Raw genomic sequence first — 16,592 nt, 5'->3', positions numbered from 1 at the left:
CGCTCCGGCGAGCGCTGGGTGAGCGAGCGCACAGAGCGCGCGAGCTGCCACCGCTTCCTTGGTGCCATCCATGTGCAATAGCGTGAGCCCGTGTTGATCGCCCTGCTGCTCGTGATGGGCCTGTTCGTCGGGGGTTGCGGGGTGGCCGACCCGGAGGCGCCGGGCGGTGGGGCGCCGGCCCAGGAGCTCCGGCTCTCCGCCAGCCGGGACCTCAAGGACTCGCCCCAGGGCCGGGGACTGATCTTCGAGACGCTGCTGGGTGCCGGGGCGGACGGGGAGCCCCGGCCGTTGCTGGCCGAGTCGTGGACGGCGAGCGACGACGGGCTGCTCCACACGTTCCGGCTCCGGCCCGGCGTCGTGTTCCACGACGGCACGCCCTTCACCGCGGACACCGCGAAGTTCTCGGTCGAGTACTTCGCCGAACGGATCGGCTACGCGCAGCACCTCGCCGAGGTGAGCGCCCCGGACCCGCAGACGCTGGTGATCCGGCTCGCCCATCCCTACGCCCTGCTGCTCGACCACCTCTCCAGCGAGCTGGCCATCAAGATGATCTCGCCGACGTCCGTCGAGCCGCCGGGCGACCTGGCGGGCGATCTGACGAACTACGTGGGCACGGGGCCGTTCACGCTGCAGTCGTACGCCCCGGACCAGGACGCCACGCTGGCGGCGAACGGGCGCTACTGGGCGGGGGAGCCGGACCTGAAGGTCCTGCACTGGCTGGTGATCCCCGACCCGAACGCCCAGGTGCTGGCACTGCGGGCGGGGGAGGTCGACGTCATCGGGCTGACCGAGCACCACAGCGCCCTGCCGTACGAGCAGATGGGCCGGCTGATGGACGACCCCGCCTTCCGGGTCGGGTACCGCTCGTACGGCCGGTACCAGACGCTCGAGTTCAACCTGCACCGCCCGGCGATGTCCGACGTGCGCGTCCGGCAGGCGCTCAACCACGGGATCGACCGCCGGGCCATGGTGGAGACCCTGTTCGCCGGGCTGACCGAGCCCGCCGAGCGGCTCAGCCCGTCCGCTCCCGGATGGGAGTGGGGCCCGCAGGAGTCCATCCCGCCGTGGACGTACGACGCGGGCCGCGCCGCCGCGCTCCTCGACGAGGCCGGTTGGGTGCTGCCACCGGGCCGGTCGGTCCGGGAGAAGGACGGGCAGCCGCTCGCGCTGGTCCTGCTCGTGCCGTTCGGCGAGACCAACGCCGACGTCGTGTCGCTGTACGTGCAGAGCGAGCTGCAGCGGCTCGGGGTCGGTCTCGACGTCGTGACGCTCGAGCCGAGCGCCGCGTCGGCCCGCCGGTCGACCGGCGACTTCGACCTCTACATGAGCCACTCGTGCGGGACGGCCACGTTCGGCTGCCTGGGCCCGGACGGGCTGACGAGCGGGTACGGCCGGAACACGATCTACAAGGACTCGCCCGAGCTGGTCACGGTCATCGACGCCGCGCTGACCGCGCCGACCGACGAGCGGCGGCGCGCCGGTCTCGACGAGGTGTGGAGCCGGCTGCACGGCGAGGCGCTCGGGCTGCCGCTCTACGACGTGAACAAGCCGGTCGCCATGCGGGCGGAAGTCAGCGGTGTCGGTTTCGGCCCGACCCTGTTCACCATGGACCTGCAGCACGCCGGCGTGCGGGGATAGGCGCGAGGCGCGGTGCTGGTGTTCGTGGCCCGGCGGCTGGTCGTCGGATCGTTCATGGTGCTGGCGGCGGGCGTGGTCTCGTTCCTCCTGCTCCGGGCGGCCCCCGGCAGCCCGGCCGAGGCGATGGTCCGGGCGCAGTCCGACCGCGAGGCCACCACCGGTGAGATGAGCGGGTTCGACGTGACGCACGGGCTCGACGGGAGCTGGTGGCGGGCGGTCGGGTCGTGGCTGGCGATGGCGCTGCGGGGCGACCTGGGGGACTCCCTGCGGACCGGCGAACCGGTGCTGCGGGAGTTCTTCGTGCGCTTCCCCGCCACCGCCCAGCTCACCGCCGCCGCCCTCGCCGTGGCGGTCCTCCTGGCGGTCCCGGCGGGCGTGCTGTCCGCCTGCCGCCGCGGGTCGGTCCTCGACCACGTCGCACGCGTGCTCGCGCTCGTCGCGGTGGCGCTGCCCCAGTTCTGGCTCGGGCTGCTCCTGATCCTCGTCTTCAGCGTGCAGCTGGGCTGGCTGCCGGCCTTCGGCTCGGCCGGGCCCGCGCACGTGATCCTGCCGGCGTTCGCGCTCGGCCTGTCGGTCGCCGCGGTCCTCACCCGGCTGCTGCGGGCGAGCGTCCTGGACGTGCTGGGCAGCAACTACGTCCGCACGGCCCGGGCGAAGGGCCTCTCGGAGTTCGGGGTCGTGACCGGGCACGTCGTGCGGAACTCGCTGGTCCCGGTGGTCACCGTGCTGGGCCTGCAGCTCGGGCACCTGCTCACGGGCGCCGTCCTGATCGAGACCGTGTTCTCGTGGCCCGGCATCGGCCGGTACTTCGTCGATGCCGTGGAGGCCCGCGACTACCCGGCCGTGCAGGGCTTCGTCCTGCTCTTCGTCGCCACCGTGATCCTGGTGAACCTCGCCGTCGACGTGCTGAGCGCCCGGCTCGACCCGAGGCTGCGGTCGTGACGCCCGGTGTGCTGCTCCGCGCGGACCGCAAGGTGCTCGTCGGCGGGGCGCTGCTGCTCGCGCTGGGCGTGCTCGCCCTGCTCGCCCCGCTGGCCGGCGACCCCGACGCGGTCAGCGTGTACGACCGGCTGCAGGGGCCGAGCGCCGCGCACCCGATGGGCACCGACCAGCTCGGCCGCGACCACCTCAGCCGCGTCCTGCACGCGGCCCGCGTCTCCTACGTGCTGGCGGTGCTGGTCGTGGCGGTGAAGGTGGCGTTCGGGACGCTCGTCGGGATCGTCGCCGGGTACGTGGGCGGCCGGGTCGACGGGGTGCTGATGCGCATCGTCGACGTCTTCCTGGCGTTCCCGAACGTCGTGCTCGCGCTGACGATCACCGTCGTGCTGGGGCCGTCCGCCGCCAACCTGGTGATCGCGTTGATCGCCGTCGGGTGGGACGTGTTCGCGCGGCTCTCCCGGAGCGCGGTGCTGACCGTGCGGCACCAGCCGTTCATCCCGGCGTCCGTGGCGATCGGCGCCACGCCCCGGGCGATCCTGCAGCGGCACGTCCTGCCGCACACTCTCTCCGCGGTGGTCGCCTACGCCACCATCGACATGGGCAACACGATCCTGGCCATGGCGAGCCTGAGCTTCCTCGGCCTCGGCGTGCAGCCGCCCACGGCCGAGTGGGGGTCGATGTTGGGGGAGAGCGCCCGGTTCCTCGAGGACGCACCGCACCTGATGATCTTCCCCGGCCTGCTCGTGGTGCTGTCCGTGCTGGCCTTCAACCTCGTCGGCGACGGGCTGCGCGACCAGTTCGACGTCCGGATCAAGGCGGCAGGGTGAGCGCGATGCTGCAGGTCCGCGGATTGGACGTGTCCTTCCCGTCCCCGACGGGCGTCGTCCGCGCCGTCACCGACCTCGACCTCGACGTCGAGCGGGGGCGCTCGCTCTGCCTGACGGGCGAGTCCGGGAGCGGCAAGAGCATCGTGGCGCTCGCGATCGCCGGCCTGCTGCCGGCGAGCGCCTCCGTGACCGGGAGCATCCGGCTGAACGGAACGGAGCTGACCGGGTTGAGCCCTGCGCGGTTCCGGGCGTTGCGCGGCTCCACGGTGGCGATGGCGTTCGAGCAGCCCTGGACGTGCCTCAACCCGACGCGGCGGGTCGGCGACCAGATCGCCGAGGCTGTGCGGGTGCGGCGGCGCTGCTCGCGTGCCGCGTCCCGGAGCCGGGCACTGGGGCTGATGGAGCAGGTCGGCATCGCGGACGCCGCCCGCCGGTACCGGGACCACCCGCACGAGTTCAGCGGTGGGATGCAGCAGCGGGCGGTCATCGCGATCGCGCTGGCGGGCGAGCCGGAGCTGCTGATCGCCGACGAGCCGACGACCGCGCTGGACATCACCGTCCAGGCGCAGATCATCCTGCTGCTGCGGGAGCTCACCGCCGCCGGTACCACGCTGCTGCTGATCACGCACGACCTGGCCGTCGCCGGCGGGCTGTGCGACCGGCTCGCCGTGATGTACGCGGGCGAGCTCGTCGAGCACGGCAATCTGGCCGCGCTCACCCGGAACGCTCGCCACCCGTACTCCCGGGCCCTCGTCGAGACCACGACGGGCGACCGGCTGCGCACGATCCCCGGCACCATGCCGCAGCTGTCCGACCTGCCCGCCGGGTGCCGCTTCCACCCCCGCTGCCCGCAGGCCGTGCCGGACTGCCGCACCACCCACCCGCCGCTGGTCGACCACGTGAGGTGCCCGCTGTGGAATCGGTGATGCTGTGGGACCGGTGATGCGGGTCGACGCGCTGTCCAAGGAGTTCGTCGCGTCGGGGTTGCGGCGCCCGCGGGTGCGGGCCGTCGAGGGCGTCTCGTTCGAGCTCCACCGCGGCGAGGTGCTCGCCGTGATCGGGGAGTCGGGATGCGGGAAGTCGACCCTGGCGCGCCTGCTGACCAGGCTCCTGACCCCGACCTCCGGGTCGATCCGGCTCGGCGACGTCGACCTGACCCACCTGAGCGGCGAGCCGATGCGGGTGCTGCGGCAGCGCATCCAGCCGATCTCCCAGGACGCCGAGGGGTCGCTGGATCCGCGGATGCGGGTCCGCGACCTGCTCGTCGAGCCGTTGCGGTCCTTCGGCCGCCCGGCGGACGAGGAGACCGTGCGGGCCCTCGCCGGGTCGGCGGCGCTGACCCCCGACCTGCTCGACCGCCACCCGCACCAGCTCTCGGGCGGCCAGCGGCAGCGCCTCGGCTTCGCCCGGGCGCTCTGCCTGGAACCGGAGATCGTCGTGGCGGACGAGCCCGCGGCGTCCCTCGACCCGTCCACGCAGGCGGCGCTGCTCCTCGCGTTGCAGCGGCGGCAGCGGCAGCGGGGCATGGCGCTCGTGCTGATCACCCACAACCTCCGGCACGCTCGGCTCGTCGCCGACCGGGTGGCGGTCATGGAGCGGGGCCGGATCGTGGAGATCGGGCCGACGGCCCAGGTCTTCGACCTCCCGCGCCACCCCTGCACGCAGGCGATCATGGCCGCGATGGACGTCCTCGCGGGCCGCAAGCACGACGAGAGGAGAGCGGACGCATGAACGGCACCGCGTGGCGGTCCTGGCTCGACCGCTGGGACCGCCAGCAGGAACGCTACGTCCCCTTCCGGGAGGACGTGTTCGACCTCGCGTTCGAGTGCGTCGACCGCCTCGGGGCGGCGCCGGGGCGGTTCCTCGACCTCGCCTGCGGGCCGGGCGCGCTCACCGCGCGCGTCCTGGACCGGTTCCCGGGGGCCGAGGTGACGGGGGTCGACATGGACCCGTTGCTGCTGGCGATCGCGCGGGGAGCGGTCGGTGACCGCGCGGAGTGGATCGAGGGGGACCTGCGGTCCGCGGACTGGTCCGCGTCCGTCTCCGTCCCGTTCGACGCCGTGGGTACCGCGACCGCCCTGCACTGGCTCGAGGACACCGAGGTCGAAGCGCTCGTCGCACGGCTGGCGGGCCTGATCCGCCCCGGTGGGGTCTTCTTCAACTACGACACGCTGCCCCACTACCCGGCCGACAGCCGGCTCGCCCGGCTCGTCACCGAGATCCGTGACGAGTGGCGGCCGCGTGGTGCGGGGTCCGGCGAGGAGTACGACGGCTGGTGGGCGGCGGCCCTCGCCGAACCTGCGCTCGCCGACCAGGCCGCGCTGCGGGAGCGGCGCTTCGCCGGGCGCACGCCGACGAAGCGGCGGATCGGCGTCGCCGAGCTGGTCGGCGCGCTGCACGCGGCGGGCTTCGCCGAGGCGAGGTCGATCGCCCAGGTCGGCAGCAGGCACCTGGTGGTCGCGATCCGCTGAGCTCAGCGGACCACGCCGCGCTCGCGGAGGTCGGCCACCTCGCTCTCGGAGAGGCCGGCCTCGGCCAGCACCTCGTCGGTGTCCTCGCCGAGCCGCCTGCCCGTCGAGCGGATGCGGCCCGGCGTGCGGCCCATCCGCCACAGGACGTTCTGCATGCGCATGGGTCCCAGGTCCGGGTCGTCGACGGTGGTGATCATGTCGAGCGCCTGGACCTGCGGGTCGGCCAGGAGCTCGCTGGGCCGGTAGACGGGGGCGACGGCGGCGCCCGCCTCCTCGAACGCGGCGGCCACCTCGGCGCGCGTGCGCTGCGCGATCCAGCCGCCGACGTACCCGTCGAGCAGGTCGGCGTGCCGCGCGCGCTGGCGGCCCGTCGCGAACCACGGCTCGTCGATCACCTCGGGGTGGCCGACCAGGTGCATCACGCGCCGGGCGATGCTGTCGGCGCTCGTCGAGATCGCGACCCACTCGCCGTCCTTGGTGCGGTAGGTGTTGCGCGGCGAGTTGTTGTTCGACCGGTTGCCCGTGCGCTCCTGGTCGATGCCGAGCTGGTCGGCGTAGATCACGCCGGGGCCGACCGCCGTCATGATCGGGCCGAGCAGGTCGAGGTCGATCTCCTGGCCCTCGCCGTCGAGCCGGCGCCGGTAGAGCGCCATCGACACGGCGGCGGCGCCCGCCATGCCGGCGATCGAGTCGGCCAGGCCGAACGCGGGCAGCGTGGGCGGCCCGTCGGGCTGGCCGGTGAGGTGCGCGAACCCGCTCATCGACTCGACGAGCGTGCCGAACGCCGGTCGCTTCGCGTACGGGCCGCTCTGCCCGAAACCGGTGACGCGCAGCAGGACCAACCCCGGGTTGTCCGCGGACAGGACGTCGTAGCCGAGCCCCCAGCGCTCCAGGGTGCCGGGCCGGAAGTTCTCGATGACGACGTCCGCGGTGCGCGCGAGCTTCCGGAAGACGCCGGCGCCCTCGGGACTGCCGAGGTAGAGCCCCAGGGTCCGCTTGTTGCGGCTGATCATCTTCCACCACAGCGGCTCGCCGTCCTTGTCGAGCCCGTGCCCGCGCATCCCGTCGCCGCGGGTGGGGTGCTCGATCTTGACGACGTCGGCCCCGTAGTCGCCGAGGATCTGCGCCACGAGCGGGCCGGCGAGGATCGTGGAGGCGTCGAGGACGCGGATCCCGTCGAGCGGCCCCGGCTGCGCCGCTGGTTCGCTCACAGGCGCGCTCATCGGGCCTGGGGGCGGCGCACGTACCGCCCCTGCGGGTCGCCGACGACGTTGCCGCGGTCCAGCACCTGGTGGCCGCGCACCCAGGTGTCGGTGACGCGGGCGCCCAGCTCGAACCCCTCGAACGGCGTGTACTCCTGCGTCGAGAGCGAGTCCTGCGCGTGCACCGTCCACGACGACGAGGTGTCGACGAGGCAGAAGTCGGCGTCGTAGCCGGGGGCGATCGTGCCCTTGCCGAGCAGGCCGAAGCGCTGCGCGGGGTTCCACGAGGCCAGCTGGGCGATCCGCTGGTTCGTGAGGCCCCGACGGCGGCCCTCGCTGACCAGGCCGGGCAGCAGGTACTCGGCGCCGCCGAAGCCGGACTTCGCGGCGAAGACGTCCTCGCGCGGGTCGCCGAACTTCATCTCGTCCTTGCAGCAGGCGTGGTCGGAGACGACCCAGCTCACGTCGCCCGCGAGCACGTGCTCCCACAGCGCCTCGACGTCCTCGCGGGGCCGGATCGGCGGGTTGACCTTGGAGCCGATGCCGTTCGCGGTGTCGATGTCGGCGAGCAGGTGCCCGATCGTCACCTCGCGGCGGAAGTCGACGTGCGGGAACGTCTTGGCCATCAGCATGGCGGCCTTCATCGCCTTGCGGGACGACAGGTGCAGCAGGTTGATCGTCGGCAGGCCGGTCTCGTCGGCGAGGAACGACGCGATCGTCACGGCGAGGCCCTCGGAGTGCGGCGGGCGCGACGCGCTGTAGGCGGCGAGGCCCTGAAGCGTGCCCTCCTGCTCCACGAGCTTCGTGTACGCGGTCATGATCTCCGCGGTCTCGCAGTGCAGCGACAGCGAGACGTACGCGGCGACGTCCGTCAGCTTCTCCCTGGCCTCCTGGATGCCGCGCATGACGAACTCGAAGTGCGCGAGGTCGTAGCGTTCGTCCTCGGGAATCATGAGGAACGAGCTCTGGTCCGAGGAGCGCCCGTGCAGGCCGTGGCTGCCGTAGAACATGAAGATCTTGAACGAGGTGACGCCGAAGTCCTCGACGATCGCCGGGATCTCGTCGATGTGCCGGCGCGACATCGGCGCGAGGTGGAAGGAGTAGTCGATGTAGGAGCGGCCCTCGCTGCCCGCGAGCACGTGCGGGAAGAACTCGGAGTAGGGGCCGCCGCGGTTGAGGTAGTACTGCCCGGTGCGCATGTAGGTCAGGCCCGTGGTGACGCCGCCCTGCGCGCTGGCGCGGCTCTCGGTCCCGGTGTCCTCGGCCAGCGAGTTGTAGATCCCCCAGTGCTGGTGGGCGTCGACGGCGCCGGGGAACGCCAGCAGCCCCCGGCCGTCCACGACGGTCTCGGCGTCCGCCGCGGGGATGTCCGCCGCGACCCGCACGAACGTCCCGTCCGCAATACCGATGTCCAGGCGGTCCCCGTCCGGGGAGGCGGCCGCGTCCGGCCGCACGACGGTGACGTTCTTGATCAGGGTCTGGATCTTCGTCATCGGGGTCCTTCCGTCGAGACGACGTGGTCGGCGGCCAGGAACGCCAGGCCCAGCGCCGGGAGGAGGCCGTTGCCGGCCAGGTAGCCGGACGCTCCGTGGCCGGAGATGCTCGCGGCGGCACCGCCGGAGGCGTACAGGCCGGGGATCGGATTCCCGTCCGGCCGGAGCACGCGGGCCGACCCGTCGACGACGAGCCCGCCCTGCGTGTGGAACAGCGCCGGGACGACGCGGACCGCCGCGTAGGGCGGTTCCAGGGGCGCCTCGAAGTCGGTGCGACCGAACCGGTCGGCCCCGTCGCCGCGGGCGAGCGCGGCGAGTTCGTCGGCGACCTCGCCCGCGGGGAGCCCGGTCACCTCGGCGAGTGCCGGCGCGTCGTCGGCCCAGACGAGCGAGCCGGACTCGACGGTCTGCCGGAAGTCGGTGAACGGCAGGCACGCGTCGTGCACGCGCCGGTCGAACACCAGCCACCCCGTGGCCTCCGGCCGGCCCGCGAGCACGGCGGCGTACTCGGAGTAGCCGGTTGTCTCGTCGCCGAAGCGGCGGCCGGTCAGGTCGAGCATGAACCCGCCGTGCATGACGGTGGCCCAGCCGACGAGCGTGGCCGACCTCTGCGCGAGCGCGGCGTGGCCCTGGTAGGAGTCGAGGAACGCGGTCCGCGCCCCGAGCGCCGCACCGATGCGCAGCGCGTCGCCGCGCGAGGTCTCGCTGCCGTGGTAGACGGCGTCCGCGATCTCCGGGCAGTGCCGGGCCACCAGTTCGGCGTCGGCCCCGTAGCCGTTCGTCGCCAGCAGCACGGCCGGCGTCTCGATCTCCTCGCGGGCGCCGTCGGGTGTCTCCACGACGGCCGCGCGCACGGCGCCCGCCTCGTCCACCAGGACGTCGACGAGCCGGGCCGGCGCCATGAGGTCGATCCGGGGCGAGGCGGTCGCCGCGGCGGCGAGGTGGTCGAGCAGTACGGTGCCGTGCCGGCCCTCCACGGTGTGGCAGCGGTCGACGGAGTGGCCGGGGTAGTGGAAGTCGGTGACGAGACTGAGCGCGAGGCCGGTGTCGTCGGCCAGCCAGTCGACGAGGCGCGGGCTCACCTCCGCGAGGGCGCGCGCCAGCCGCTCGTCCCCGGCGCCCTTCGTCTTGCGCCGCACGTCCTCGACGAAGAGGTCGGGCGAGTCCGCGAGGCCGGCCTCGCGCTGCCACCGCGTGCCGATCCCGAGGATCATCGCCGTGGACATCGAGGTGTTGTTGCCGCGCCGGTAGTGCTCGCTGGCCTCGACGACCAGCACGTCGAGTCCCTGCTGCGCGGCCCGCAGCGCTGCGACGAGCCCGCCGCCGGCCCCGGCGACGACGAGATCGGGACCGTTCATCGGCCGGCCGCCAGCACCCGCAGCGCGAGCGCGGTCGGGTCCACCACCCGGACGTCCCCGGCGGGCACGTCCACGGCCGAGCAGCCGTTGATGACGGCCGCGGCGCCGTCCTGCCCGAGCGACTCGAGCGCGGCGCCGACCGCGTCGTTCCAACGCCGGGTGTCGGCGATCGCGTGCACGTCGAGGTCGAGCACCCGGACGCCGGTGAACTGGCCGGACCAGCCGTACGCCGCCACCTTCCCGGCCAGCTCGTCGGCGATGGCCTTGTTGCGGGCCACCGCCCCGGCGCGCCGGCCGGTGAGCACCTGCCAGCCCAGCGAGAGGCGCAGGATGCCGACGACCGGGAGCTCGCCCTGCAGCCGGTCGACGCCGGGGTCGAGGACGCAGTCGGGCAGGAGCACGTCGTACCCCGGCGGGGCCGCCCGCAGCGCGGCGACGACGAGCCGCTCGGACTCGCGGACCTCGTCGGCGGTGTCCAGGGCGCGCGGCGCGTCCGGCCCGATGTCGTGCAGCTCGAGGTGCAGGCCCGGCGGGCACAGGGCGTCGTAGCGCGCCTGGCGGCGGGCCAGCTCGCCGCCGTCGACGTGGATCGGTGTCACGGCGTGGATGCGCACGCGAGCCTCCTGAGCGGGATCGAGACGTCGTGGGCGGCGGGGATCGCGGCGCCGAGCCGGGCGATCTCCGCCGCCGTGTCGGGGCCGAGGAGGTCCGCGAGCAGGTCCTGCAGCGCGGCGGCATCCATCGGGTGGTGGGCGCTGTCGCCCACGGGGTTCGGCACCTCGCGCGTGACGTCCCCGGACGGACCGCGGACCGTCACGCGCGCGGCGCGCTCGTCGGGCAGCCGGGCGGTGAGGTCGGCCGCCTCCCGGACCACCACCCGGGCCGCGAGGGCCTCGACGCGGGGGTCGTGCAGGGCCGCGCCGCTGGACACGGCCGGGCGCACGTGCCCGTGGACGAGCGCGGCCGCGACGACGAACGGCGTGGAGAACAGCGCGCCCAGCCGCGAGTCCCAGGTCGGGCGGGTGAGGCCGGCCGCGAGCGCGTGCGTCTCGACGACGATCTCCTGCACCTCGTCCAGGGGGATCCCGGGGCGCAGTATCTCGGGGCGAAGGGCGAGCACGACGTCGGCGGCCGGGTGGGTGAACGAGCAGGCCGCGTGCCGCTTGAAGTAGCCCAGCTCGACGTCCCAGCGCTCGCCGAGCCCGTCGGCCACCGCGTCCGGGTCGAACCCGCCGAGCAGCTCGCCCAGCGCGAGCGCGGCGGTGCCGGTGTTGCGGGCGACGCCGGCCTGCGCCATCCGCGCGGCGGCGAGGCCGGAGAGGTTGGACGCCGCCATCCAGGCGTCGCGCACCGGGTTGCCGTCCAGGGCGCTGCCGAAGTGGCCGGCGACCGGCAGGCCCGCCCCGGTGTCGACGGCGGCCGCGACCTGGGCGGCGCCGAGCCCGAGCAGCCGGGCACAGCCGGCCGCCGCCCCGGCCACGCCCCAGGAGCCGTGCGGGTGGGCGCCGGTCCGCAGGCTGGTGGCGCGCCCGAACCGGCTCGCCACCTCGTACGCCGCGAGGAGCGCGGCCATCGTCTCCGGGCCGGACGCGCGCAGGTCGGCGGCCAGCGCCAGCACGGCCGGGAACGCGTGCGCCGCGGGATGGCCCTTGGCGTACTTGTTGCCCTCGTCCAGCTCCAGCCGCACGAGCGCCGCCGCGTTCAGCCACGCGGACGCCTCGACGGTGGTGGTGCGGCCCGCGCCCAGCAGGGGAGCGGGGCCCGGCGCGGGACGCCACGCCTCCACCAGCCGCTCCTGCTCCGGCTCGCGGGCGCCGGCGAGGCACACGCCGAGCGTGTCCAGCAGCACCAGGGCGAGCCGGTCGTGGACGCGCGGCGGGACGTCCTCCCACCGCAACGTGGACGCCCACGCCCCGGCCCTCGCAGTCGCTCCGGCCGCGTCCACGGCCGTCACAGCCCGAGGTACGCCGCGCGGACGCGGTCGTCACGGGCGAGGTCGGAGCCCGGGCCGCTCAGCACGATGCTGCCGCTCTCCAGCACGTACGCGCGGTCGGCGATGTCGAGGGCCTGCGCGGCGTTCTGCTCCACGAGCAGCACGGCGACGCCGCGCTCGCGGATCACCTGCACCGCGTCGAGGACGGCCCACGTCAGCTTCGGCGAGAGGCCGGTGGACGGCTCGTCGAGCATCAGCAGCCGGGGACGGGCCATCAGGGCCCGGCCGATCGCGAGCATCTGCTGCTGGCCGCCCGACAGCGTCTCGGCGGGCTGCCTGCGGCGCTCGGCGAGGATCGGGAAGAGCGCGAACACCTCGTCGAGGTCCTCGTCGAGCGGCCGCCCGCCGCGCGTCCAGCCGCCCATGCGCAGGTTCTCCAGCACGGTGAGCGGGCCGAAGAGCGCCCGGCCCTCCGGCACGTGCACGAGGCCGCGCCGGACCAGCTCGCTGGGCCGCACCCCGCCGGCGGGCTCGCCGCGGAAGGTGACGGTGCCGCCGGTCGGTGCCAGCATCCCCGAGATCGTCTTGAGGGTGGTCGTCTTGCCGGCCCCGTTGCCGCCGACGACCGCGACGATCTCGCGCTCGTCCACGTGCAGGTCGATCTCGTGCAGGATCTGCAGGTGGTGGTAGCCCGCCGACAGGCCCTCAACGGTCAGCATCCGGCTCCTCCCCGAGATAGGCCTCGATGACCCGCGGGTCGCGCGTGACCTCCTCCGGCGCGCCGTGCGTGAGCACCCGCCCGAGGTCGAGCACGAGGACCGAGTCCGAGAGCCGCATGACCGCGGCCATGATGTGCTCGACGAACACGAGCGTGACGCCGTCAGCGGTGCGCAGCTCGTCGAGCAGGTCCATCACCGGTTCGCGCTCGGCGGGTACGAGCCCGGCCAGCACCTCGTCGAGCAGCAGCACGCGCGGCCGGCTCGCGAGCGCCCGGGCCAGTTCGAGGCGCTTCAGCGCGGCGGTGGGGAGTCCCTCGCTCGGCGCGTCGCGCCACCGCGCGAGGCCGACACGCTCGATCACCTCTGCCGCCGTGGTGCGCGCCGTGCGGCGGGACCCGCCGCCCGCCAGCACGGCGATCGTGACGTTCTCCAGCACGCTCATCGAGTAGAACGGGCGCATCAGCTGGAACGTGCGGGCCATCCCGGCGGCGAGCACGCGGTGCGGGGGACGTCCGGTGATGTCCGTGCCGTCGAGGTGCACCGTGCCGGCGTCCGGGGCGAGCGCGCCCGCCACCAGGTTGAACGTGGTGGTCTTGCCGGCGCCGTTGGGCCCGATGATGCCGAGGATGGCGCCCTCGGCCACCTCGAAGCCGACGTCGTCCACGGCCCGCAGGCCCTTGAAGGACTTCGTGAGCCCTTCCACCCGCAGCAGGGTCATCGCCGGGACCACCGATCTCGCAGCGCCCCGTAGATGCCCTTGGGCAGGAGCAGGATGATCACGATCAGCAGGAGCCCGTAGAGGATCACGTCGAGGCCGCCGCGGCCCTGCAGGAAGTCCAGGAACGGCGGCGGGTTGCGCAGGACCGTCGCGGTGACGTCGGAGAGCGGCCCGAGCACGGCGGCCCCGATCACCGGGCCCCAGATCGTGGCCACGCCGCCGATGACGGCGGGCAGGATCGCCTGGATCGACTGGCTGGAGCCGAACGCGAGGTCCGGGTCGATGAACAGGTAGTACTGCACGTAGAAGGCGCCCGCGACGGAGCTGATCGCGCCGGCGAGCGCCATCGTCATGAGCTTGTAGCGCATCACGGGGATCCCGATGCTCGCGGCGGCGTCCTCGTCGTCCCGCGCGGCCATCGTGAACTGCCCGGGCCGGGAGCGCAGGAACAGGATGCTGACGACGAGCGCGGCGACGGTGAGCGCGAGGGCGACCCAGAAGTAGTTGGGCGATCCCGGCTCGAACTGCAGGTACCACCACGAGCTCGCGGGCAGCAGCGGCACGTGGTAGCCCTCGGCGCGGTTGACGAGGTCGCTGTTGGTGGCCCAGAGCCGCAGCATCTCGGCGAACGCGAACGTCGCGAGCGCGAAGTAGGCGCCGCGCAGCTTGTAGCGCAGTGCGAGGAAGCCGATGACCACGGCGAACACCGCGGCCACGACCATGCCGGCGGCCATCCCGATCCAGGGCGAGACACCGCCCTCGACGAGCAGCCAGGCCGTGGTGTACGCGCCGAGGCCGAAGTAGGCGGCGTGGCCGAAGCTGAACATGCCGCCGAAGCCGCTCATGACGTTCCAGCCGATGGCCAGGATCGCGAAGATCATCACCCGGACGACCACCGCCTCCTGCGCGCCCGGCAGCACGAGCGGGAGCGGCACGAGCAGCACCGCCAGCACGGCGACGACGGCGAGGTGCCGGTTCCACGGCTGCCGGGGGAGCGCGGCGGGCGGTGCCGGTTCCTTCGTGGTGGTTGCGCCCGCGTCCGACACCGTCATCCGGACCTCCCGAACAGGCCCTGCGGGCGCAGGAAGAGCACCAGCACGAACACGATGAAGACCGACAGCAGCGGGCTCTGCCCCGGCAGGAGCAGCCCGCCGATCTGCTCGGCGAGTCCGATGACGAGGCCGCTGAGCAGGGCGCCGACGACGTTGCCCATGCCGCCGAGCACCACCACGACGAACGCGATGATGTTGAACTGGGCGCCGGTGGTGGGCTCGATCGTCACGAGCGGGGCCACGAGCGCGCCCGCGGCGCCCGCGCACGCGGTGCCGATCGCGAACGTCAGCATGTGGATCCGCCGCGTGTCGATCCCGACGAGCTCGGCGCCCGCCGGGTTGGCCGCGACCGCACGGATCGCCGTGCCCAGCCGCGTGCGCCGCAGCAGCACGAACAGCAGCCCGGCCAGCACGATCGCCCCGGCGAACGCGAGGATGCGGGAGAGGTCGGCGACCGCGCCGAGGATCGGCACACCGCGGTCGCCGGGCAGGGTGACCGAGCGCGGGTCGGCGCCGAAGAACAGCAGCAACGCGTTCTCGATGACCATCGCGAGGCCCAGGGTGATGAGCAGCTGGTTCTCCAGGGGCCGGCCCATCGCGCCGGCGAGGATGCCGCGCTGCACCAGAGCCCCGAGCACGAACATCACGACGGTGCAGATGCCGAGCGCGACGTAGGGGTGCATCCCGGTCGACGCGACGAGCCAGTACGTGGCGAACAGGGCCAGGGCGAGGAACGCCCCGTGCGCGAAGTTGACGATGTCGAGCACCCCGAAGATCAGGGTCAGGCCCATCGCGATGAGGCCGTAGACCCCGCCGACCAGGATCCCGGTGACCACGGCCTGGGAGACCACGATGCCGCTGCCCGACTGCACGTAGGCGAGCACGATCGCCACGACGATCACGCCGAGCACCGCGCCCACCCGCCCCCAGGGGAGCGGGGGGCGGGTGGGCGCGGTGGCCGCGGGAGCGGTGGTCGTCATCGCGTGGCGGGCGCCGGCTGGCCGGGGTACACCGGGGCGGCCTCGGCGAAGGAGTCGGGGTGGACCTGGCGGACGGTGCCGCCCTGCACCTGCATGAGGATCGGGATGGCGCCCCGGTTCTCGCCCTTCTCGTCGAACGCGATCGGGCCGCTGCTGGCCAGCAGGGTGTCGACGCTGCCGCTCGCGATGGCGTCCCGCACGGCCGTGGGGTCGGCCGACGCCGCTTTCTGCAGCGCCTGGGCGATCACCTGCACGGAGTCGTGGGCGAGCACGGCGCCCGTGCGGATCGTGTCGCCGTAGCGTTCCTGGTAGAGCTTCGCGAGGTCCTGCATCGCGGGCTTGGTCATGTCGGCGTGGTAGTTGGCGTCGAAGAAGCCCTCGCCCGCCTGGCCGACCTCGGCCGGGAACTGCGCCAGGTCGAACGCGCCGTTGGCCACGCCGTACACGGCGTCGACGCCCGGCTGCACGGTCTGCACGGCCTGGGCGGCGAGCACGCCGTCGCGGTAGTAGCCGGCGACCACGAGTACGTCCACGCCGGCCGCCTTGACCTGGGTCATCTGCGTGGTGAGGTCCGGGACGCTCGCCGCGTCGTAGGCGATGGCCGGGCCGACGGTCATGCCGAGCTTCTGCGCCTCCGCGGTGAAGGAGTCGCGGACGGCGCTGCCGAACGGACCCTGCTCGTGCAGGATCGCGACGGTCTTCGCCGGGGCGTTCGCGGCCGTGGAGACCTCGCTCAGGTACTGCGCCGCCCGCGTGCCGAGCACGGTGGAGCTGGGCTGCACGCGGAACGTGTACTTGTAGCCCTGCGCCAGGATCGAGTCGGCGCTGGAGACGTCGATGACCAGCGGCACCTTGTTCCGCTCGGCCACCGACGAGACGTTCGCGGTGACGGCGCTCTGGTAGGTGCCGACCAGGCCGACCGCGCCCTCTTGCACGAGGCGCTGCGCCTCGCTCTGGCCGACCTCGGGCTTGCCCTGCGTGTCGGCACTCAGCAGTTCGAGCTTGGCCCCGCCGAGGGCCGCGATGCCGCCCGCGTTGTTGATCGCCTCGACGGCGAGCTTGGCACCGTTGTCCATCTGCTGCCCGTCGGCCGCGGCCGCGCCGCTGAGCGGGTGCAGCGATCCGATCTTGATCGTGCCCTCGGGGCTCACCCCGCCCGCGGGGGCGTCGTCCGTGGCGCCCGAGGGCGCCGACCCGCCGCAGGCCGCGAGGCCGAAGGAGAGCGCACACGCCACGGCGGCGATCCAGGTCTTCCTCATGTC

At 73.7% G+C, this 16,592-nt stretch carries 16 protein-coding genes; 6 read left to right on the top strand and 10 right to left on the bottom strand.

Going from position 1 to position 16,592, the window contains the following annotated elements; translation table 11 throughout:
• Window positions 1–90 precede the first annotated feature (90 nt).
• From ACU436_RS03555 to ACU436_RS03530, 6 genes are read left to right on the top strand one after another with little or no spacing between them, the layout of a single operon-like run.
• Complete coding sequence (locus ACU436_RS03555; protein WP_459021538.1) at window positions 91–1,638, top strand: ABC transporter substrate-binding protein; 1,548 nt, start codon at window positions 91–93, stop codon at window positions 1,636–1,638.
• A gap of 12 nt (window positions 1,639–1,650) precedes the next feature.
• Complete coding sequence (locus ACU436_RS03550) at window positions 1,651–2,580, top strand: ABC transporter permease (RefSeq protein WP_459021536.1); 930 nt, start codon at window positions 1,651–1,653, stop codon at window positions 2,578–2,580.
• Window positions 2,577–3,404 (top strand): ABC transporter permease, encoded by an 828-nt coding sequence (locus ACU436_RS03545; RefSeq protein ID WP_459021534.1) that lies wholly within the window; start codon window positions 2,577–2,579, stop codon window positions 3,402–3,404. Before ACU436_RS03550 ends, ACU436_RS03545 begins: the two co-directional genes overlap by 4 nt.
• A 5-nt stretch (window positions 3,405–3,409) precedes the next feature.
• Window positions 3,410–4,330, top strand: coding sequence for an ABC transporter ATP-binding protein (locus tag ACU436_RS03540; protein WP_459022607.1), 921 nt, complete (start codon window positions 3,410–3,412; stop codon window positions 4,328–4,330).
• Window positions 4,331–4,346: 16 nt separating this feature from the next.
• A complete protein-coding gene (locus ACU436_RS03535; RefSeq protein ID WP_459022605.1) occupies window positions 4,347–5,135 on the top strand; it encodes an ABC transporter ATP-binding protein in 789 nt (262 codons plus the stop codon).
• A complete protein-coding gene (locus tag ACU436_RS03530) occupies window positions 5,132–5,875 on the top strand; it encodes a class I SAM-dependent methyltransferase (protein WP_459021532.1) in 744 nt (247 codons plus the stop codon). Before ACU436_RS03535 ends, ACU436_RS03530 begins: the two co-directional genes overlap by 4 nt.
• A gap of 2 nt (window positions 5,876–5,877) precedes the next feature.
• On the opposite strand, the gene ACU436_RS03525 is transcribed toward ACU436_RS03530, so the two are convergent.
• Genes ACU436_RS03525 through ACU436_RS03480 form a run of 10 tightly spaced genes read right to left on the bottom strand, consistent with a single transcriptional unit; the run spans window position 5,878 to window position 16,589 of the window.
• On the bottom strand, window positions 5,878–7,086 hold the full coding sequence (locus ACU436_RS03525) for a CaiB/BaiF CoA transferase family protein (RefSeq protein WP_459021530.1): 1,209 nt from the start codon (window positions 7,084–7,086) through the stop codon (window positions 5,878–5,880).
• Window positions 7,087–7,094: 8 nt separating this feature from the next.
• Entirely contained in the window at window positions 7,095–8,570 is a 1,476-nt protein-coding gene (locus ACU436_RS03520; protein ID WP_459021528.1) for a dihydroorotase, read from the bottom strand.
• Window positions 8,567–9,928 (bottom strand): FAD-dependent oxidoreductase, encoded by a 1,362-nt coding sequence (locus tag ACU436_RS03515; protein WP_459021526.1) that lies wholly within the window; start codon window positions 9,926–9,928, stop codon window positions 8,567–8,569. The genes ACU436_RS03520 and ACU436_RS03515 overlap by 4 nt, the downstream gene beginning before the upstream one ends.
• Entirely contained in the window at window positions 9,925–10,542 is a 618-nt protein-coding gene (locus tag ACU436_RS03510; protein ID WP_459021524.1) for an aspartate/glutamate racemase family protein, read from the bottom strand. The genes ACU436_RS03515 and ACU436_RS03510 overlap by 4 nt, the downstream gene beginning before the upstream one ends.
• Complete coding sequence (locus tag ACU436_RS03505) at window positions 10,524–11,882, bottom strand: MmgE/PrpD family protein (protein ID WP_459021522.1); 1,359 nt, start codon at window positions 11,880–11,882, stop codon at window positions 10,524–10,526. Before ACU436_RS03505 ends, ACU436_RS03510 begins: the two co-directional genes overlap by 19 nt.
• On the bottom strand, window positions 11,879–12,580 hold the full coding sequence (locus ACU436_RS03500; RefSeq protein ID WP_459021521.1) for an ABC transporter ATP-binding protein: 702 nt from the start codon (window positions 12,578–12,580) through the stop codon (window positions 11,879–11,881). The genes ACU436_RS03505 and ACU436_RS03500 overlap by 4 nt, the downstream gene beginning before the upstream one ends.
• Window positions 12,567–13,298, bottom strand: a complete 732-nt coding sequence (locus tag ACU436_RS03495; RefSeq protein ID WP_459021519.1) for an ABC transporter ATP-binding protein — start codon at window positions 13,296–13,298, stop codon at window positions 12,567–12,569. The genes ACU436_RS03500 and ACU436_RS03495 overlap by 14 nt, the downstream gene beginning before the upstream one ends.
• Entirely contained in the window at window positions 13,295–14,350 is a 1,056-nt protein-coding gene (locus ACU436_RS03490) for a branched-chain amino acid ABC transporter permease (RefSeq protein WP_459021517.1), read from the bottom strand. The genes ACU436_RS03495 and ACU436_RS03490 overlap by 4 nt, the downstream gene beginning before the upstream one ends.
• On the bottom strand, window positions 14,347–15,330 hold the full coding sequence (locus ACU436_RS03485) for a branched-chain amino acid ABC transporter permease (RefSeq protein WP_459021515.1): 984 nt from the start codon (window positions 15,328–15,330) through the stop codon (window positions 14,347–14,349). The genes ACU436_RS03490 and ACU436_RS03485 overlap by 4 nt, the downstream gene beginning before the upstream one ends.
• Window positions 15,327–16,589, bottom strand: coding sequence for an ABC transporter substrate-binding protein (locus ACU436_RS03480; protein ID WP_459021513.1), 1,263 nt, complete (start codon window positions 16,587–16,589; stop codon window positions 15,327–15,329). Before ACU436_RS03480 ends, ACU436_RS03485 begins: the two co-directional genes overlap by 4 nt.
• Between the last annotated feature and the right edge of the window lie 3 nt (window positions 16,590–16,592).

This window comes from Pseudonocardia wallangbongensis (assembly GCF_054486945.1).
This window is presented reverse-complemented; position numbering and strand designations above follow the sequence as displayed.